Raw genomic sequence first — 18,776 nt, 5'->3', positions numbered from 1 at the left:
CGTCGTCGCGGGCGGCGTGGCGGCTCGCGCCCACGATTGCGGTCCGGAGCGTTCGCTCCGGACTCCCCCGTCGTCATCTTCGTCAAGGCCTTCGGCCTTTCCTTCAGATTCCCTCGGGCGCATCGAGGTTGCGAGCTGCCACGCCGCCCGCGACGACGGGCTACGTGCGTCTTGGCTAGTTGCGCTGCTGGAGCTGTGGTCGGGGGCGAGTCGTGGGCTGCCCGTGTTGTTCGGCCGCGCGGGCGGCCGAACAACACATACATGATTCCGGCCAGGGGCGGGCTCCAGACTACGCCTTACGCGAAATTCACCACCACGCGCCGGTTGGTGCGGCTCTTTTTCTCGATCTTCGTAACGATCACCGCGCCGATCTCGCCGGTGTTGGCCACGTGCGTGCCACCACAGGGCTGGCGATCCACGCCCGGGATTTCGACGATGCGTATGCTGGCGGTGCCGGCCGGGGGCGCAGCGCCCACGGTACGCACCAGGTCGGGTTCGGCGGCCAGTTCCTCGGGCGTGATGCAGTTGATGCTGACGCCGGTGCGGGCCTGGATCAAGGCGTTCAGGCGTTCGGTCAGGTCGGCCTTGTCCAGCGTGGATTCGGGCAGGTCGAAGTCGACGCGCGCGGAGTCGGGTGAAATGCTGCAGCCGGTCACGGGGGCGGGCACCAGCGCGCCCAGCAGATGCAGACAGGTGTGCAGGCGCATGAGGCGGTGGCGCCGCGGCCAGTCGATGGTCACCGAGACGCGGTCGCCCACTTGCGGTGCGATGCCGCCTTCCAGCACGTGCAGGATGCGCTTGCGGTCTTCGGCGTAGACGGTGTCGGCAAGCGTCAGCGCGCGGCCGTCGGCCAGCGTCAAAGTGCCGCTGTCTCCCGCCTGGCCGCCGCTGCGCGCGTAGCAGACAGTCTCGTCCAGTTCGACGCCCTCGGGGCTGACCGCGATCACGGTGGCCTCGCATCGGTCCAGGTAAGGGTCTTCGTCGAATCGCTTGCGGGTGGCATTCATGTAAAGGGTCTCCGGATGTTCTGGTTTTTTTTGCAAGGCGGGGCGGACGATCAGGCCAGGATCTTCAGGCCGCCGGCCGTTTCGATCTGTGCGCTCAGGCGCGGCGGGCCGTCGACCTGTTCCACCTGGATCAGGTGGTCCGCGCCCAGCCAGGCCAGCCCTTGGCGCAGCAGCCCGGCCTGCGGATGGCTGCCGGACAGTTGCTTGAGTGTGAGGTGCTGGCGCGGCAGGCTGACGCCGGGGTAGTCGGCCACGTCCCACTGGATCAGCGTGGGCAGCAGACCGTCGCCGGCCGCATGGCCCGCTTCGCGCCAGGCGGGCAGGCTGCCGTCGTCGGGCACCGTCAGCCGCCAGCGCAACTGCCCGCGTTCCATGGGAATGGCGGGCGGGATGCGTGCGGGATGCTCCGCCCGCATACGCGTCAGATCCAGCGGCGCTTCGACCCGCGCCGCCCAATGCGCCAGGTAGGGACCCTGGGCGATGCGGGCGCGGACGGCGTCCTGATCCAGCCCGAACCAACGTGGCCGCGCAGGCGCCGGGGCCTGAGGATCGATGGCGATGACTTCGAGGTAGATGCCGCCGGCCATGCCCAGCACCCGGTTGTGGGTGCCCATGCGCGGATGCGCGCCGCCGCCCGAGGGGGCGATGCCGAGCAGTGCTGCGACGTATTCGGTGCCGCTGTCCAGGTCCGCGGCGGCGATGACGAGGTGATCGATGACGAGTTTCATGGTCCGGCTATGGTAGCGAATCCGCGCGGATCCGTACCCGTACAGCGCGACGGGGGCGGGCGGTACAGTGTCAGACGCCCAGGTCCCGGCGCTTCAGCACCCGGTCTATCAGGCCCCATTCCAGCGCTTCCTCCGCGCTCATGTAGCAGTCGCGGTCCAGTGTGCGCTCTACGTCTTCGTAGCTGCGTCCGCAGTGCTGGGCGTAGACGCGCGTGACGCGGTCCTTGGTCCTGCGCATTTCCTCGGCGTGGATGAGCACGTCCGAGGCCTGGCCCTGGAAGCCGCCTAAAGGCTGATGCACGTGCACGCTGGCATTGGCCAGCGCGCATCGTTCGCCGGGTTCGCCCGCCATCAGCAGGAACGAGCCCATGGAGCGCGCCGTGCCCATGCACAGCGTGTGCACCGGCGCAGTGATGAACTGCATGGTGTCGTACATGGCCAGGCCGCTGGTGATGACGCCGCCAGGGGAGTTGATGTAGAGATGGATGGGCTTGGTGGGGTTCTCGGATTCCAGGAACAGCAGCTGGGCGCAGACCAGCGCCGACACCGAGTCGTTGACTTCGCCGTTCAGGAAGATGATGCGGTCGCGCAGCAGTCGCGAATAGATGTCGAAGGACCGCTCGCCGCGGCCGGACTGCTCGACCACCATGGGTACGTATTGCATCACGTCCTGCATGGACGAATCTCCTGGGTTGCGATTGCCTTGCGCTTGGGCCGGGTTCAGGCGGCGCGCATGAGGAAGGGGCCGGCGTCGTTGGCGGCTGGGCGCCCGCGGCGTTCGAACCGCGCGTCGTCCAGCGCGTGGATGATGCGCAGGAGCGTGCGGCCGTCGGCGACGGGCCGGATCTGGAAGGTCACCAGGCTTTCGAGGAAAGGCGGCTCCTCGTCGCGCATGCGGTATTGGATTTCTTCGGCAGGCGTCGCGTCCGCGGGTTCGGCGCTGGCCAGCGCCCGTCCAGGCAGCCATTGCTCGCGGAATTCGGGGATGCTGATGGCGCGCCAGACTTTTTCGGGCGGCGCGTCGAGTTCGTATTCGAGCACGATGTCCTGGGGCGGGTCTTGCGGCGCGGTCGGCTTCATTGGTCCATGTCCTTGAGCAGGGCGTTCAGGGCTTCGATGCGGGCCGGCCAGTAGGCGCGGTACTTCGCCAGCCATCCGGCGATGAGCGCAAGCCCGTCGGGGTCGACTTCATAGTTCACGAAACGGCCTTGTTTTTCCTCGCGCACCAGGCGGGCCTTGCGCAGCACCGCAAGGTGCTGCGACATGGCTGGCTGGCTGATCTCCATGCCGACGCGCAGGGCGCTGGCGTTCATGCCGCCGGCGGCGAGCTTTTCGAAGATGGCACGGCGGGTCGGATCGGCCAGGGCCTTGAAGATGTCGGTTTCGAGCATGACAATACATTAGTCAATACTTATGTATTGGTCAAGCGGAAAGCACCCTGTGCGCGTCCGAGAGCCATTTGCGATCGCGGCTGGCACAATGGCGCCGGACCTGCAGTCGGGAGCGACGCCGTGGCTTTTCTTCTATTCCCCGTCTTGTTCGCGGCCAGCCTGCTGATCAGCCTGGCGGCCGGCGCCGTGCATGGCCGGCGTCTTGGTTGGAAGGCCCCGGCTACGCGGCGGTGGCTGTTCGTGGCGGGATGCCTTGTGCTTTCGTATCTGGTCGGCCTGGCGCTGGTCATTCATGACCCGTACTTTGACGACAACGGGGTGCCTGAATTCATTCCGTGGCGTTTCCGCTGGACCTGGGCCTGGCTCTACGCCGGCTTGCTGCAGTTCGCCGTGGTTCCGAGCGGCTTGGCCCTGCGGTTCCTGGCCAGGCGTAAGACGGCAAGCGCCGCGCAATAAAAAACCCGCCGTGATTGCGGCGGGTTTGTCTTCAAGCGGAAACGGATCAGGCGGCTTCGCCTTCCTCGCCTTCCTTCTTGACCGGCTTGACCAGGTCTTCGCGCTTGACGCCCAGCCACATGGCCAGGGCCGCGGCCACGAACACCGACGAGTAGATGCCGAACCAGATGCCGATGGTCAGGGCCATGGCGAAGTAGTGCAGGGTGGGGCCGCCGAAGAACAGCATGGCCAGCACCATCATCTGCGTGGAACCGTGGGTGATGATGGTCCGGGAGATGGTCTGCGTGATGGCGCTGTTGATGACTTCATGCACGTCCGCCTTGCGGTACTTGCGGAAGTTCTCGCGGATCCGGTCCATGATGACCACGGATTCGTTCACGGAGTAGCCCAGCACCGCCAGCACGCCCGCCAGCACCGACAGCGAAAATTCCCACTGGAAGAAGGCGAAGAAGCCCAGGATGATCACCACGTCGTGCAGGTTGGCGATCACGCCGGCGACGGCGAACTTCCATTCGAAGCGGAAGCCCAGGTAGACCATGATGCCGATGACCACGACCAGCAGGGCCATCAGGCCGTTGTGCAGCAGCTCCTGGCCCACCTGCGGGCCCACGAACTCGACGCGGCGCAGTTCGACGCCGGAGTCGGCGGTCTTCAGCGCGGCCATGACGGTTTCGCTCTGCGTGGCCGAGGTCTGGCCTTCCTGCAACGGCAGGCGGATCATGACGTCGTGCGAGGTGCCGAAGTTCTGCACCTGGAAGTCGGTGTAGCCCAGCTTGGAGACCACGCCGCGCACGTTTTCAAGCTGCGCCGTCTGGGCGTAGTTGACTTCCATGACCGTGCCGCCGGTGAATTCGATCGACAGGTGGAAGCCGCGCGTGACGATGAAGAAAACAGCCGCCAGGAATGTGACGAGGCTGATGATGTTCAGCACCAGCGCGTGGCGCATGAACGGGATGGTGCGGTGAATACGGAAAAATTCCATTTTTCGCCTTAGGCTTTATCTGTGGCGGGCGGCCGGGCCGCCCGCGCTCATGTTCAGTTGGTCTTCGGTTTCCAGACTTCACCGATGGAGATCGACGTGAGCTTCTTCTTGCGGCCGTACCAGAGGTTGGCCAGCGCGCGCACACCCACCACCGACGAGAACATCGAGGTCAGGATGCCCAGCACGTGCACCACGGCGAAGCCCCGGATCGGGCCGGAACCGAAGGCCAGCAGCGCCAGGCCCACGATCAGCGTGGTGAGGTTCGAGTCGAGAATGGTGCCCCAGGCGCGTTCGAAGCCGTGATGGATGGCTTGCTGCGGACTTGCGCCTGCGCGCAGTTCCTCGCGTATCCGCTCGTTGATCAGCACGTTCGAGTCGATGGCCATGCCCAGCGTCAGCGCGATTGCCGCGATGCCCGGCAGGGTCAGCGTGGCCTGCAGCATGGATAGCAGCGCCAGCAGCAGCAGCACGTTCATGGTCAGGCCGATCGTGGAGAACACGCCGAACAGGTGGTAGTACAGGATGATGAAGGCGGCGATGGCCAGGAAGCCGTACAGCGTCGAGTAGAAGCCCTTGGCGATGTTGTCTGCGCCCAGGCTCGGGCCGATGGTGCGTTCCTCGATGATGGACATGGGCGCAGCCAGGGCGCCGGCGCGCAGCAGCAGCGCGGTGTCGGCGGCCTCTTCGGAGCTCATGCTGCCCGAGATCTGCACCTGGCCGCCGGCGATTTCGCCGCGGATGACCGGAGCCGTGACCACTTCGCCCTTGCCGTTTTCGAACAGCAGGATGGCCATGCGCTTGCCGATGTTGTCGCGGGTGACGTCGCGGAAAATGCGGGCGCCCTTGGAGTCCAGGGTCAGGTGGACGGCGGCCTGCTGGGTCTGCGAGTCGCGGCCGGGTTGGGCATCCTGCAGGTTTTCACCGGTCAGGATGACCTGGCGGCGGACCAGGATGGGACGGCCGTCGCGGTCGTTGTAGCGTTCAAGGCCGAAGGGCACGCTGCCGCCCAGCAGCGCGGCCTGCGCGGCGGGGGAGTCGTCGACCATGCGGATTTCCAGCGTGGCGGTGCGGCCCAGCAGTTCCTTGGCCTTGGCCACGTCCTGCACGCCGGGCAGCTGCACCACGATGCGGTCGGCGCCTTGCTGCTGGATGACCGGTTCGGCCACGCCCAGTTCGTTGATCCGGTTGTGCAGCGTGTTGATGTTCTGCTTGAGCGCGGAATCCTGCACGCGGGTGACGGCGGCCGGGTTCAGCGCAGCCATCAGCAGCGGCTTGCCGTTTTCCATGCGCTCGGTGAATTCCAGGTCGGGCAGGCGGCTGCGCAGCGTGGAAATGGCGCGGTCGCGGTCGTCCGTATTGGCGAAGGTGGCGGCAATGGCCATGCCCGAGCGTTCGACGCCGGCCACATTGACCTTCTGGTCGCGCAGCACGGAGCGCACGTCGGCGGCCAGGGAGTCGTAGCGGGCGGTCAGGGCGCCCTGCATGTCCACTTGCAGCAGGAAGTGCACGCCGCCGCGCAGGTCCAGGCCCAGGTACATCGGCTTGGGCGCGAACCAGCCCAGCGCGCGCATCCAGGCGGGCGAAGCGGGCAGCAGGTTCAGCGCGACCGTGTAGTGGGGGTCGCCGGCGACGGTGTTGAGGGATTTGTCGATCAGGTCGCGCGCCTGCAGCTGCAGGTCGGTCGACGTGAAGCGGGCGCGCACGGTGCCGAGCGTGCCGTTCTGTTCGTAATAGACCCCTTCATTGGGGATCTTGGCGTCGGTCAGGATCTGTTCGACCCGGCTCAGCATGGCGGGATCGACCTTGATCGTGGCCTTGGCGCTGGAAACCTGGACGGCCGGGGATTCGCCGTAGAAGTTGGGAAGCGTGTACAGCAGGCCGATGATGACCGCGACCAGGACCGTAATGTACTTCCAAAGGGGATAGCGGTTCATTGCCGGCTACTTCATGTAAAAGTGATGAAAGGGCCGCCCGGGCGGCAAGCGCGGCGGGCGGCGACAGGGCCATCAAGCAACAGGAGCCCGATGGGGGCTCCTGTGGGACGCTTACAGGGCCTTGATGGTTCCCTTGGGCAGCACGGTCGAGACCGAGGACTTCTGCATGATCACTTCGACCGGCTTGTCGGCCAGTTCGGAGACTTCGACGGTGACGTAGCTGTCGTTGACCTTGGTGACCTTGCCGAGCATGCCGCCGGCGGTGACCACTTCGTCGCCCTTGGCCAGGGCGGCGATCAGGTTGCGGTGTTCCTTCTGGCGCTTCATCTGGGGACGGATCATCAGGAAGTAGAGGATCACGAACATCAGGATGATGGGCAGCATGCCCATCAGCGCGTTACCCTCGGGGGCGGCGGCCTGAGCCACGACGAGGCTGGCGGTATCGATAACGGACATTGAATTCTCCTGCGTTTAGTCTGTTTGGGTGTTTGTATCTAGTGTTTTTCTGCGCCCATCCCCGCGCGAGCCATGGATAGGGCAAGCCGACTATTGTATATAGGTCCTGAAATTCTAATCCACCCCCCGCGCCCGGTCTGCCGCGAACTGCGCGCGCCAGGCGTCGAAGCGGCCTTCGGCGATGGCTTCGCGCATTTCCTTCATGATGGTCAGATAGAAATGCAGGTTGTGCAGGGTGTTCAGGCGCGCGCCGGTGATTTCGTTGGCGCGCTGCAGGTGGTGCAGGTAGGCACGCGAGAAATTCGCGCAGGTATGGCAGCTGCAGCTGGGGTCCAGCGGTCGGGTGTCGTCGCGGTACTTGGCGTTGCGGATCTTGACGTCGCCAAAGCGCGTGAACAACCAGCCATTGCGGGCGTTGCGGGTCGGCATGACGCAGTCGAACATGTCGACGCCGCGGCTCACGCCTTCGACCAGGTCTTCCGGCGTGCCTACGCCCATCAGGTAGCGCGGCGCCTGGGCCGGCAGCTTGGGCGTGACATGCGCCAGGATGCGCATCATGTCTTCCTTGGGCTCGCCGACCGACAGGCCGCCGATGGCGTACCCGTGGAAGCCGATCTCCTGCAGCCCGGCCAGGGATTCGTCGCGCAGGGCTTCGTACATGCCGCCCTGGACGATGCCGAACAGGGCGTTGGGGTTCTGCAGGCGGTCGAACTCCTCGCGTGAGCGGCGCGCCCAGCGCAGCGACATGCGCATGGAGCGGGCGGCCTCTTCGACGGTGGCGGGGCGGCCGTCGATTTCATAGGGCGTGCACTCGTCGAACACCATGACGATGTCGGAATTCAGCGAGCGCTGGATGCGCATGGATTCTTCCGGCGTCAGGAACAGCCGCGCGCCGTCGATCGGGGACGCGAACTTGACGCCTTCCTCGGTGATCTTGCGCATGCCTTGCAGGCTGAACACCTGGAATCCGCCGGAATCGGTCAGGATGGGCTTGTCCCACTGCATGAAGCCATGCAGGCCGCCATGCTTTTCCATGATTTCCGTGCCCGGGCGCAGCCACAGGTGGAAGGTGTTGCCCAGCACGATCTGCGAGCCGATCTCTTTCAGTTCGTGCGGCATCATGGCCTTGACGCTGCCATAGGTGCCCACAGGCATGAAGATGGGCGTCTCGACCACGCCGTGGTTCAGCGCGATGCGGCCGCGGCGGGCGCCGCCGTCGGTGGCGAGCAGTTCGAAATTCAGTCCGGTCATGGGGCGGGGGACTCGATAAACATGGCGTCGCCATAGCTGAAGAAGCGGTAGCGCTCGGCAACGGCGTGGGCGTAGGCGCGGCGTATCGGTTCTACGCCGGCCAGCGCCGACACCAGCATCAGCAGGGTCGACTGGGGCAGGTGGAAGTTGGTGACCAGGGCGTCGATGACGCGGTACCGGTAACCGGGGGTGATGAAGAGGCGGGTATCGCCCTGGGCGGCGGCCAGCGGCAGGCCGGGGGCGGTGCGCCCTTCGGTCTGGGCGGCGGCGGATTCCAGGGCGCGTACGCTGGTGGTGCCGACGGCGATGACCCGGCCGCCGCGGCTGCGGGCGGCGGCGATCGCGTCGACCGTGGCTTGCGGCACGGTGAACCATTCGGCGTGCATGACGTGGTCGGCCAGGTTGTCCACGCGCACCGGCTGGAAGGTGCCCGCGCCCACGTGCAGCGTGACGAAGGCGCGTTCCACGCCCATCGCGGCCAGGCGGTCCAGCGTGGGTTGGTCGAAATGCAGGCCGGCGGTGGGCGCGGCCACGGCGCCGGGCTCGCGGGCGTAGACCGTTTGGTAGCGCTCGTCGTCGCCGGTGTCGGCTTCGTGCGTGATGTAGGGCGGCAGCGGAGTGGCGCCGTGCGCGTCCAGCAGGTCCAGCACGGGGCCTGGGAAGCGGATGTCGAAGAGTTCGCCTTCGCGGCCCAGCACGGTGGCTTCGAAGGCGTCGGCCAGGCGCAGCACCATGCCCGGACCGGGCGACTTGCTGGCGCGCACATGGGCCAGGACGCGGTCGGGTTCGGTGATGCGTTCGACCAGCACCTCGATCTTGCCGCCAGTGATCTTGTGGCCGTTCAGCCGCGCCTTGATGACGCGGGTGTCGTTGAAGATAAGCAGGTCTTGCGGACGCAGCAGCGAGGCCAGGTCGGCGAACTGCCGGTCGTGCAGCTGGCCCGCGCCGTCCAGGTGCAGCAGGCGGCTGCCGGTGCGTTCGGCGGCGGGCGCCTGGGCGATGAGCTCGGGCGGCAGTTCGTAATTGAAATCGGCGACGGTGAGGGGCTGGGACACGCGGCTATCCGTCCGGCAAGGGCGGCAAAAAGAGGGCGGAAACGGGCCAGGCAGGCCCGGGGCAACCCTGTATTGTAAAGCGCCCGCAAGATCGGGCTGCCTGTCCTGGGGACGGATGGGCCTCCCGGCTGGGTTCAGCGCGCCGGGCTCCAGCCCAGCCGGCGCGAGCAATCCGCGGCCGCCGCCGTCAGCGCCCGCACCGGTTCGCCGTCGGCCGACAGGTCGAATCCCCCGTGCAGTCCCAGGCTGGTGATGGCGCCGGCCAGATGACCCTGGGCATCCAGCACCGGCACCGAGGCCGAATTGATGCCGTGCAGCAGGTGACCGCTGACGCTGGCGTAGCCGCGCTTGCGGGTCGCCTGCCACTGGCGGCGCAGCGCGGCGGCGAGATCGGCGGGCGGTTCAGTCGCATCCAGCTTGCGGGCGGCCTCGGGATCATGCGCCTGCAGCGCCTCCCATTCGGACAGCGCCCGCGGCAGGGCCAGGGCTTCGGGCAGCCACGCGGCGAAGACCCGGCCGGTGGCGCTGTTGAGCAGCGGCAGCACCGAGCCCACCCGCACGTTGACGGTCACCGGCAGCCGCGCGTCGCGCCATTGCACGATGGTGGGACCGTGCTGGCCCCAGACCGAGATGAACACGGTCTGGCCGATGGCGGCGCTCAGGCCGTCCAGGCTGCCGGCCGCCAGCTTCACGAAATCCACTTCGGCCAGCGCCGCCAGTCCGGTGTGCAGCGCCTGCGGGCCCAGCCGGTAGCGGGCGCTGGCCGCGTCCTGCTCCACATAGCCGCGCCGCTCCAGCGACACCAGGTAACGGTGCACCTTGGCGCGCGGCATGTCCAGGCTGCGGCCGAGCTCGGACACGGACAGGGCGCCGCCCAATTCGGCCAGCCGCGTCAGCACGTCCAGGGCGATTTCGGCTGATTGGATCCCCGTGCTGCTATCTGTTGACATGAGTTTGTCTCTTATTAGAATACGTGTATCACTAAAAAATACAGCGCTTGCCAGTCACTGGCAACGTGGAGACCAGCAAGAACGCAGCCGCGCTGCGAGGCCGTTCGGACAAACCCGCAGCGGGCCACCGAGGCGCCCGCCAGCCGGGTTCCCCGCCGTATAAACAGAGTTCCACGCCGTAGCGGATCGGCGCAAAGCATAAGACATCCGCGTATCCAAGGAGACTCCGCATGACCCCTCGTCGTACCCTCATGGCCGCCGCGCTGGCCGCCCTGCTGGCAGCGGGCGCCGCGCCCGCGCTGGCCCAGGTGAAAATCGGCGCCACCCTGTCCACCACCGGTCCCCAGGCCTCGCTGGGCATCCCCGAACGCAACACGATCAGCCTGCTGCCCACCGAGATCGGGGGCGTCAAGGTCGAGTACGTGGTGCTGGACGACGCTTCCGACACCACTCGCGCCGTCAGCAATTCCCACAAGCTGATCTCGGAGAACAAGGTGGACCTGATCGTCGGGTCCACCACCACGCCCAACACCATGGCCATGCTGGACACCGTGGCCAGCGGCGCCACGCCGGTGATTACGCTGGCCTCGTCGGCGCGGCTGATCGAGCCCATGGACGACAAGCGCCGCTGGGTGTTCAAGACTCCGCACTCCGATTCGCTGATGGCCGAGGGCATCGCGCGGCATGCGGCGGCCAACGGCGTGAAGAAGCTGGCCTTCATCGGTTTCAACAACGCGCTGGGCGAAACCTTCTGGGTGGAAATCGAGAAGGCGGCCAAGAAGCATGGCATCGAGGTGGTGGGCAAGGAAGCCTTCGCGCCCACCGACACGTCCGCCGTGGCCCAGACCCTGAAGGTGATCGGCGCGGCGCCTGACGCCGTGGTGGTCGGCGCCTCCGGCACGCCCGCCGCGATGCCGGCGCGGGCGCTGCGCGAACGCGGCTACAAGGGCAAGATCTATTTCAACCACGGCGTGGCCAACAACGACTTCCTGCGGGTCTGCGGCGATGCCTGCGAGGGCGCCTGGGTGCCGGTGGGACCGGTGATGGTGGCCGACCTGCTGCCGGATACCAACCCCGTCAAGTCCACCGCCCAGGCCTTCGCCAAGAAGTATGAAGCGGCCAACGGCGCGGGCAGCGTGTCCCTGTTCGCCGCCTATACCTGGGACGTCGGCCTCTTGCTGCAGCAGGCCATCCCGGTGGCACTGAAGACCGCGAAGCCCGGCACGCCCGAATTCAGGGCGGCGCTGCGCGATGCGCTGGAGAACGTCAAGAACCTGCCCACCGCGACCGGCGTGGTCAACATGAGTCCCACCGACCACAACGGGTTGGATGAGCGGGCGCTGGTGATGGCGACCGTGGCTTCCGGCAAGTGGAGGCTGCAGAAATAAGGAGGAAGGCCCCGGCGTTGCGCATGCAATATGTATCTGCCGCGTCCTCAAGAGGCCTTTTTTGCTTGTTCGGGGCTGACGGTGGGAGGGCCTCCCACGCCGCAATTCGTCCAGGTTTTGTATGCTCTCGGTTTTGCAGGACGAGCAACCGGGTGGGCGTGGCATGACGGGACAAGCGTATAAGCGTAGGGGCGGGCTGAAGCGATGGCTGGCCGGCGGGCTGCTGGCCGCGGTGGCGGGCGCGGCCTGGGCGCAGGTGCCCGGCCTGCCGCCCAACGTGGTGAACGCCTGGAAAGCCAGCAAGCTGCCCGACAGTTCCCTGTCCCTGGTGGTGCAGGAGGTGGGCGGGCCGCGCCTGGTGGCGCTGAACGCCAAGGAGTCGCGCAATCCCGCCTCGGTGATGAAGCTGGTCACGACCTGGGCCGCGTTGTCCGAGCTGGGGCCCAACTACGTCTGGCGCACCGAATTCATGACGGCGCCGGGCGCGCGTCCCGACGCCAAGGGTGTGCTGAGCGGCCCGCTGTACCTGCGGGCTGGCGGCGATCCGCAATTCCTGCTGCAGGACCTGTGGGTGCTGCTGCGCGAACTGCGCCTGCGCGGCGTCAAGCAGATCAATGACCTGGTCATCGACCGCAGCATCTTCGGCCAGGTCGCGACCGACCCGGGTGCCTTCGACGGCGCCCCGGACCGGGCCTACAACGCCAGTCCGGACGCCCTGATGGTGGGTTTTGGCGCGATGCGGCTGCTCTTCACGCCGGACCCCGCCGCCAATAAATGGGTGCCACTGATCGATCCGCCGCTGCCGGGCCTGAAGATCGAGGGCCGCGTCGAATGGAGCGATGCCCGTTGCCCGGGCCCCCCGGTGGTGACGACCGAGCCGGTGATCACCCAGCAGGGCGTGACCATCCGCGTGAACGGCAAGGTGGCCGGCTCCTGCGGCGAATTCAGCCTGTATCGCCTGGCGCTGTCCCAGCCCGAGTACGCCACCGAAGTGTTCCGCATGCTCTGGAAGGAGCTGGGCGGCACTTTCAAGGGCCAGGTCCGTTCCGGCATGGTGCCGCCCGACGCGGTGGTGCTGGCCTCGCATGATTCGCCCACGCTGGCCGAGGCGATCCGCCAGATCAACAAGCGCAGCAACAACGTCATGGCGCGCACCTTGCTGCTGACCTTGGGCGCCGAGCGCGGCCGCCGGCCCGCCACGGTCTCCAGCAGCGAAGCCGTGGCCAAGGGGCTGCTGGCCAGGCAGGGCCTGGACATGCCCGAGCTGGTCATCGACAACGGCGCCGGCCTGTCGCGCGACGCGCGGGTGTCGGCCGACAGCCTGGCGTCGATGCTGACCGTGGCCTGGAACTCGCCGGTCATGCCCGAGTACATTTCATCCTTTGCGATCGCGGGAGTGGACGGCACGGTACGTCGTCGCCTCAAGGGCGACGGCACGGCGGGCATGGCCCACCTGAAGACAGGCTCGCTGCGCGACGTACGTTCCATCGCGGGCTACGTGCTGGGCGCCAGCGGCAAGCGCTACGTGGTGGTCAGCATCGTCAACCATGAACAGGCGGGCGCCGTGCGGGCCTTCGACGACGCGCTGATCGCCTGGCTCACTGAACAATAAACATGCCTCCGCCTCGCCGGCGAGTATCTTCGGATCATCCTGCGGGCGGTCAATAACAATTCCCTTCCAAACCGATTACGATCCTCAAATGTGGCTCGACGGCTGGGCGATGCAAAGCGCGCCGCGCCGTCATGGTTCCGCCTGAGGCGAATACCCTGTCTATCAATACTCTGGAGAGTTACGCACATGCCCGTGCACGAAATCCGCCATCCGCTGATCCGCCACAAGCTCGGGATCATGCGCCGCGCCGACCTCAGCACCAAGAGCTTCCGTGAGCTGTCCCAGGAAGTGGGCGCGCTGCTCACTTATGAAGCGTCCAAGGACCTGCCGCTGGCGCCGGCCACCGTCGAAGGTTGGTGCGGTTCGGTGCAAGTCGAAAAGATCGCAGGCAAGAAGGTCACCGTGGTGCCCATCCTGCGCGCCGGCATCGGCATGCTGGACGGCGTGCTCAGCCTGATTCCAGGCGCCAAGGTCAGCGTGGTGGGCGTGGCCCGCAATGAAGAAACGCTGGAAGCGCATACCTACCTGGAACGCCTGGTGGGCGAACTGGACCAGCGCCTGGCGCTGATCGTCGACCCGATGCTGGCCACCGGCGGTTCGATGGTCGCCGCGATTGACCTGCTCAAGCGCGCGGGCTGCAAGGAAATCCGCGCCCTGGTGCTGGTCGCCGCGCCCGTGGGCATCGATACCGTGCTGGCCAAGCACCCCGACGTGCACATCTACACCGCGTCCATCGACGACGGCCTGAATGAACACGGCTACATCATGCCTGGCCTGGGCGACGCCGGCGACCGCATCTTCGGCACCACGCAGAAGACGGAATAGCGGCCGGGGTACGGCCACGAACAAAAACGCCAGCCCGCAGGCTGGCGTTTTGCATTGGGCCCCCGGCCCCCCGGCCCCCCGGCCCCTCAGGCTGCCAGACGCTCCAGGCGTCCGTCCAGGTGCTGGCCGAACCACTGCAATTGCGAAGCCAATCCCGCCACTTCGCCCACGATCAAGAGCGCGGGTGAGCGGATCGCGTGTTCGGCGGCCAGGGCCGGCAGCTGTTCCAGCGTGCCCGAAAGCACGCGTTGCTCGGGCCGGCTGCCGTTCTCGATCAGCGCGAACGGCGTGTCGGGAGAACGGCCGTGGGCCAGCAGGCGGCCAGTCAGCAGATCCAGTTGCCCCACGCCCATGTAGAAAGCCAGGGTTTGCTTTTCGCGGGCCAGGGCAGGCCAGTCCAGGTTGTCCTCGTCTTCGCGGCAATGCGCGGTGACCAGGCGGACGGACTGGGCGTGTTCCCGGTGCGTCAGCGGGATGCCGGCATAGGCCGCACAGGCCAGCGCGGCGGTGATGCCGGGCACCACTTCATAACGCACGCCGTGCGCGCGCAGGTATTCCAGTTCCTCTCCGCCCCGGCCGAAGATGAAGGCGTCGCCGCCCTTGAGCCGCACCACGCGGCGGCCGGCGCGCGCGTGCTCGACCATCAGCCTGTGGATGCGGGCCTGGGTGGCGTTATGGTCTTCGCCGGGTAGCTTGCCGACCGATACGCGCTCGGCGTCGCGGCGCGCCAGCGACATGACGCCGGCGCTGACCAGACGGTCGTGCAGGATGACGTCGGCCTCGTTCAGCGCGCGCAATGCCTTCAGCGTCAGCAGGCCGGGGTCGCCGGGGCCGGCGCCCACCAGCACCACGCTGCCGGCGTCGGGCGTTCGCGGCGCCGCCAAGGCCCCCGCCAACGCGGCTTCGGCCTGGGCCGGCTGCTGCTGGCGCAGCAAGCCGGCCACCGGGCCGTCCAGCAGCCAGTCGTAGAAGCGGCGGCGCGCGCCCAGGTCGGGATGGCTGGCGCGGATGCGCTTGCGGTAGCTGGCGGCCAGTCCGGCCAACTGGCCCAGGGTATGGTCGAACAGCGATTCGATGCGTTCCCGGATGCGCCGCGCCAGCACCGGCGCCACGCCGGACGAGGAAATGGCGACGATGACGGGCGAGCGGTCGACGATGGAGGGCACCTGGAAGGACGACAGCTCAGGATCGTCCACCACGTTGCTGAAGATGCGCCGGGCGCCGGCAGCCTCCGAGACGGCGGCGTTGGTCTCGCGGTCGTCGGTGGCGGCGACCGCCAGCCAGACTTCGTCGAGCCAGGCGGGATCGAATCGGCCGGACAAATGGCGGATGCGGCCTTCGGCGGCCAGCGCGGCCAGGGTGGGCGTCAGTTCCGGCGCTCCCACCAGCACGTCGGCGGAGGCTTCCAGCAGGGACAGCGTCTTGCGTTCGGCGACGGCGCCGCCGCCCACCACCAGGACCAGCCTGTCTTTCAAATCGGCAAAAATCGGGAAAAGCTTCATGAATGCCAGCCTCGGGCGTACCCGGCATAGTGTCGTTGGATCATAGGAAGGGGGCTTCATCCCCACAACTTTTGATTTCTTTGTTCCATATAACCAAAGCTTATTAAGTGGCCTTGCCCAGCCACGCGCTCATTTCCACGACCTCCCGCGCGACTTCGCCCAGCCTCTTCTGGCTTTGCATGGCGCGCTGGCGCAACAGGCCGTGGGCCTCATCCTCGGAAATCGCCCGCGCCTTCATCAGGATGCCCTTGGCCTTTTCCACCCATTGGCGGTCGGCCAGGCGCAATTGCGCTTCGCGCAGTTCTTCGCGCCGCGACTTCTCCATGGCGAAGCGCTCGATCGCCACCGTCAGCAGCGGCTCGATGCGTCCGGCAGGCACGTCGCCGACCACGTAGGCCGCGACGCCTGCGCGCAAGGCGCTGCGTATGGTTTCGCGATTGCCGTTGTCGGTGAACATCACGACCGGGCGGTCGCTGTGTTCGCTGGCCACGCATACGTTCTCCAGCGTGTCGCGGCCGGGGGCGTCGCTGTCTATCAACACCACATCGGGTGCAGCTTGGGCGATGGCGGCGGCCAGATCCATGTCCGGCGCCATTTCGGCCACGACATGTACGCCGGCTGCGGCCAGCGTTTGCCGCAGCGACGCCGCGCGTCCCTCGCCATCGTTGAGCAGCATGACCTTGAGCATGAGATTCCCCCTGATGCTTTCAGTCACGCAAGTTCCATGCCATCGTGTTGCGCCGCGCCGGCCGCCAGTCGCGCACAGCCGCGGAGCGCACTCCGCACGCGGATGGTGCGCTGCCGCAACCGGAGGTGCACCAAGTTGGTTCGCACCCTGTTTTCCGTCAACGCGGAGTGCGCGCCGATTGGCGAGGCAGCGTCAGCGGGGGCGCGGGCTGGCGGCCTTTCAGGCCATGTTTTTTTCTTTCTGGCACAGCGTTTGCTTCAGTGAAAGCGGGCGGCCAACGAAGGTTGCCCGACGCAACGCGCCGCGACCTGCGGCAAGGGACAACGACGTTCCGCAGCGCCACCGGATGGGAATCCGGGGCGCGCGGGACGTTTTTTTTTGCCAGGAGCCATGCATGACGCCATCGACCCGTAGCCCCTCCACAGAAGCCGCCGCGGCCGGGGATCTCAGCGCCAACGCCGCACGCCGTAAATGGCTTTGCGGCACGGCGCGCGCGGTGGCCGGCGCCAGCCTGCTGTCGCTGGTCGATCCGCTGGTGCGTGCCGGCGCCTGGGCCGCCGGCACCGACGCGCCCGAGAAGACCGAGGTCAAGATCGGCTTCATTCCGCTGACCGACTGCGCCTCGGTCGTGATGGCTTCGGTGCTGGGCCTGGACAAGAAGCACGGCGTGACGATCACGCCGTCCAAGGAAGCGTCCTGGGCCGCCGTGCGCGACAAGCTCATGAACGGCGAGCTGGACATGGCCCACGTGCTGTACGGCCTGGTCTACGGCGTGCACCTGGGCATAGGCGGGCCGAAGAAGGACATGGCCGTGCTGATGAGCCTGAACCAGAACGGCCAGGCCATCACGCTGTCGAACAAGCTGCTGGCGGCGGGTGTGCGCGACGGCGAATCGCTGGCCAAGCTGATGGCGTCCGACAAGCGCGAGTACACGTTTGCGCAGACCTTTCCCACCGGCACGCACGCGATGTGGCTTTACTACTGGCTGGCGACCTACGGCATCCATCCCATGAAGGACGCCAAGGTCATCACCGTGCCGCCGCCGCAGATGGTCGCCAACATGCGCGTGGGCAACATGGACGGCTACTGCGTGGGCGAACCCTGGGGGGCGCGCGCCATCCTGGACAAGATCGGCTACACCGCCGTCACTTCGCAGGGCATCTGGACCGACCATCCCGAAAAGGTGCTGGGCACGAGCGCGGACTTCGTGTCGCGCCACCCGAACACCGCGCGCGCAGTCACGGCCGCCATCCTGGAGGCCAGCAAATGGATCGACGCCTCGCCCGCCAACCGCCAGAAAACCGCCGAGACCATCGCGGCCAAGTCCTATGTCAACACGGACGCGAGCGGCATCGTCGATCGCATGCTGGGCCGCTATGACGATGGGCTGGGGAAAAGCTGGACGGACGAGCACGCCATGCGCTTCTACGCCGACGGCGCCGCCAATTTCCCGTATCTGAGCGACGGCATGTGGTTCCTGACGCAGCACAAGCGCTGGGGGCTGCTGAAGGAACATCCCGATTATCTGGCGATGGCGAAACAGATCAACCGGATAGACCTCTACAAGCAGGCCGCGCAGGCCGCTGGCGCGGCGTTGCCGGCCAGCGAGATGCGCAGTTCGAAACTCATCGACGGCGTGGTCTGGGACGGCAGCAACCCTGCCGCCTACGCCGACGGATTCAAGGTCAAGGCCTGAGCGCCGATACGAAAGGGGCATGCAATGTCTGACGCAACGAGTATGAGCCGCGGCGATGAACTCCTCGCCCTCTGGCGCGAGCGCCTGGAATCCGCGTTGCGGGCCGTGGTGGGGCCCGTGGCGGGCTTCGCACTGTTTGTGCTGGTGTGGCAGGTGGTGGCGATGCGGATACCGGAGATTCCCACGCCAGGCGTGACCTGGCGCGCCGCCGTCGAGCTGTTTTCCGATCCGTTCTACGACAACGGCCCCAATGACAAAGGCATAGGCTGGAACCTGCTGGCATCGTTGCAGCGCGTGGCGGTGGGCTTCGGCCTGGCCGCGCTGGTCGGCATCCCCGCGGGTTTCGCCATCGGCCGCTATGCGGCGGTGCGGGCAATGTTCTCGCCCATCGTCAGCCTGCTGCGGCCGGTGTCGCCGCTGGCCTGGCTGCCTCTGGGGCTGCTGCTGTTCAAGGCGGCCAACCCGGCCGCCATCTGGGCCATCTTCATCTGTTCGATCTGGCCGATGATCATCAACACCGCGGTCGGCGTGGCGCGCGTGCCGCAGGATTACCTGAACGTGGCGCGGGTGCTGAACCTGTCCGAATGGAAGGTGACCACCAAGGTGCTGCTGCCCGCCGTGCTGCCCTACATGCTGACCGGCGTGCGCCTGTCGATCGGCACCGCGTGGCTGGTGATCGTGGCGGCGGAAATGTTGACCGGCGGCACGGGCATCGGCTTCTGGCTTTGGGACGAATGGAACAACCTGAAGGTGGAGCACATCGTCATCGCCATTTTCGTGATCGGCATCGTCGGGCTGCTGCTGGAAACCCTGCTGGTCGCCCTGGCCCGCCGCTACACCTATACCGAGGAATAG

19 protein-coding genes are annotated in these 18,776 nt (G+C 66.8%); 6 read left to right on the top strand and 13 right to left on the bottom strand.

Annotated features, from left to right (window positions below):
* Nucleotides 1-296 precede the first annotated feature (296 nt).
* The 5 genes from IB258_RS25775 to IB258_RS25755 all read right to left on the bottom strand — a co-directional run bounded on the left by IB258_RS25775 (nucleotide 297) and on the right by IB258_RS25755 (nucleotide 3,126).
* Nucleotides 297-1,007: an alanyl-tRNA editing protein gene (locus IB258_RS25775; RefSeq protein WP_175163586.1), complete on the bottom strand. Its 711-nt coding sequence runs from the start codon at nucleotides 1,005-1,007 to the stop codon at nucleotides 297-299.
* A 50-nt stretch (nucleotides 1,008-1,057) separates the two neighbouring features.
* Complete coding sequence (locus IB258_RS25770; RefSeq protein ID WP_192353374.1) at nucleotides 1,058-1,735, bottom strand: VOC family protein; 678 nt, start codon at nucleotides 1,733-1,735, stop codon at nucleotides 1,058-1,060.
* A gap of 70 nt (nucleotides 1,736-1,805) precedes the next feature.
* The gene (locus tag IB258_RS25765; protein WP_054451559.1) at nucleotides 1,806-2,411 is read right to left on the bottom strand and encodes an ATP-dependent Clp protease proteolytic subunit; all 606 of its coding nucleotides are present in this window, start codon (nucleotides 2,409-2,411) and stop codon (nucleotides 1,806-1,808) included.
* 44 nt (nucleotides 2,412-2,455) lie between these two features.
* Complete coding sequence (locus IB258_RS25760) at nucleotides 2,456-2,815, bottom strand: SRPBCC domain-containing protein (RefSeq protein ID WP_054451558.1); 360 nt, start codon at nucleotides 2,813-2,815, stop codon at nucleotides 2,456-2,458.
* Nucleotides 2,812-3,126, bottom strand: coding sequence for a helix-turn-helix transcriptional regulator (locus tag IB258_RS25755; protein WP_054451557.1), 315 nt, complete (start codon nucleotides 3,124-3,126; stop codon nucleotides 2,812-2,814). Before IB258_RS25755 ends, IB258_RS25760 begins: the two co-directional genes overlap by 4 nt.
* Before the next feature lie 120 nt (nucleotides 3,127-3,246).
* Between IB258_RS25755 and IB258_RS25750 the strand changes: the two genes are divergently transcribed.
* Nucleotides 3,247-3,582, top strand: a complete 336-nt coding sequence (locus tag IB258_RS25750) for a hypothetical protein (protein WP_175181897.1) — start codon at nucleotides 3,247-3,249, stop codon at nucleotides 3,580-3,582.
* A gap of 46 nt (nucleotides 3,583-3,628) precedes the next feature.
* On the opposite strand, the gene secF is transcribed toward IB258_RS25750, so the two are convergent.
* The 6 genes from secF to IB258_RS25720 all read right to left on the bottom strand — a co-directional run bounded on the left by secF (nucleotide 3,629) and on the right by IB258_RS25720 (nucleotide 10,210).
* On the bottom strand, nucleotides 3,629-4,564 hold the full coding sequence (gene secF, locus IB258_RS25745) for a protein translocase subunit SecF (RefSeq protein WP_054451555.1): 936 nt from the start codon (nucleotides 4,562-4,564) through the stop codon (nucleotides 3,629-3,631).
* 53 nt (nucleotides 4,565-4,617) lie between these two features.
* Entirely contained in the window at nucleotides 4,618-6,498 is a 1,881-nt protein-coding gene (gene secD / locus IB258_RS25740) for a protein translocase subunit SecD (RefSeq protein ID WP_054451554.1), read from the bottom strand.
* Nucleotides 6,499-6,609: 111 nt separating this feature from the next.
* Nucleotides 6,610-6,954: a preprotein translocase subunit YajC gene (yajC, locus tag IB258_RS25735; RefSeq protein WP_054451553.1), complete on the bottom strand. Its 345-nt coding sequence runs from the start codon at nucleotides 6,952-6,954 to the stop codon at nucleotides 6,610-6,612.
* A 114-nt stretch (nucleotides 6,955-7,068) separates the two neighbouring features.
* Nucleotides 7,069-8,205 (bottom strand): tRNA guanosine(34) transglycosylase Tgt, encoded by a 1,137-nt coding sequence (gene tgt, locus IB258_RS25730; RefSeq protein ID WP_192353373.1) that lies wholly within the window; start codon nucleotides 8,203-8,205, stop codon nucleotides 7,069-7,071.
* Nucleotides 8,202-9,260 carry a tRNA preQ1(34) S-adenosylmethionine ribosyltransferase-isomerase QueA gene (gene queA / locus IB258_RS25725; RefSeq protein WP_054451551.1) on the bottom strand — a complete coding sequence of 353 codons (1,059 nt, stop codon included), beginning with the start codon at nucleotides 9,258-9,260 and terminating at the stop codon, nucleotides 8,202-8,204. Before queA ends, tgt begins: the two co-directional genes overlap by 4 nt.
* A 134-nt stretch (nucleotides 9,261-9,394) precedes the next feature.
* Nucleotides 9,395-10,210: an IclR family transcriptional regulator gene (locus IB258_RS25720; protein WP_054451550.1), complete on the bottom strand. Its 816-nt coding sequence runs from the start codon at nucleotides 10,208-10,210 to the stop codon at nucleotides 9,395-9,397.
* A gap of 230 nt (nucleotides 10,211-10,440) precedes the next feature.
* Between IB258_RS25720 and IB258_RS25715 the strand changes: the two genes are divergently transcribed.
* From IB258_RS25715 to upp, 3 genes are all read left to right on the top strand, one after another.
* Nucleotides 10,441-11,598: an ABC transporter substrate-binding protein gene (locus IB258_RS25715; protein ID WP_054451549.1), complete on the top strand. Its 1,158-nt coding sequence runs from the start codon at nucleotides 10,441-10,443 to the stop codon at nucleotides 11,596-11,598.
* A gap of 163 nt (nucleotides 11,599-11,761) precedes the next feature.
* The gene (gene dacB, locus IB258_RS25710; protein ID WP_192353372.1) at nucleotides 11,762-13,210 is read left to right on the top strand and encodes a D-alanyl-D-alanine carboxypeptidase/D-alanyl-D-alanine-endopeptidase; all 1,449 of its coding nucleotides are present in this window, start codon (nucleotides 11,762-11,764) and stop codon (nucleotides 13,208-13,210) included.
* 186 nt (nucleotides 13,211-13,396) lie between these two features.
* A complete protein-coding gene (upp, locus tag IB258_RS25705) occupies nucleotides 13,397-14,035 on the top strand; it encodes a uracil phosphoribosyltransferase (RefSeq protein WP_054451547.1) in 639 nt (212 codons plus the stop codon).
* 86 nt (nucleotides 14,036-14,121) lie between these two features.
* Here the strand turns inward: upp and cysG are convergent, their stop codons facing one another.
* Both cysG and IB258_RS25695 read right to left on the bottom strand, forming a co-directional pair.
* Nucleotides 14,122-15,537, bottom strand: a complete 1,416-nt coding sequence (gene cysG / locus IB258_RS25700) for a siroheme synthase CysG (protein WP_192353371.1) — start codon at nucleotides 15,535-15,537, stop codon at nucleotides 14,122-14,124.
* A gap of 103 nt (nucleotides 15,538-15,640) precedes the next feature.
* The gene (locus IB258_RS25695; protein ID WP_225588907.1) at nucleotides 15,641-16,252 is read right to left on the bottom strand and encodes an ANTAR domain-containing response regulator; all 612 of its coding nucleotides are present in this window, start codon (nucleotides 16,250-16,252) and stop codon (nucleotides 15,641-15,643) included.
* A gap of 367 nt (nucleotides 16,253-16,619) precedes the next feature.
* Here IB258_RS25695 and IB258_RS25690 point away from each other — a divergent pair, with 367 nt between their 5' ends.
* Both IB258_RS25690 and ntrB read left to right on the top strand, forming a co-directional pair.
* Nucleotides 16,620-17,921 carry a CmpA/NrtA family ABC transporter substrate-binding protein gene (locus IB258_RS25690; RefSeq protein WP_054451544.1) on the top strand — a complete coding sequence of 434 codons (1,302 nt, stop codon included), beginning with the start codon at nucleotides 16,620-16,622 and terminating at the stop codon, nucleotides 17,919-17,921.
* Between the two features lie 24 nt (nucleotides 17,922-17,945).
* Nucleotides 17,946-18,776, top strand: a complete 831-nt coding sequence (ntrB, locus tag IB258_RS25685) for a nitrate ABC transporter permease (protein ID WP_054451543.1) — start codon at nucleotides 17,946-17,948, stop codon at nucleotides 18,774-18,776.

It is taken from the genome of Achromobacter sp. ACM02, assembly GCF_014851605.1.
Classification (GTDB): domain Bacteria; phylum Pseudomonadota; class Gammaproteobacteria; order Burkholderiales; family Burkholderiaceae_B; genus Achromobacter; species Achromobacter aegrifaciens.
Note: the sequence above shows the minus strand (reverse complement) of the source record. Positions and strands in the feature narration are given on the sequence as shown.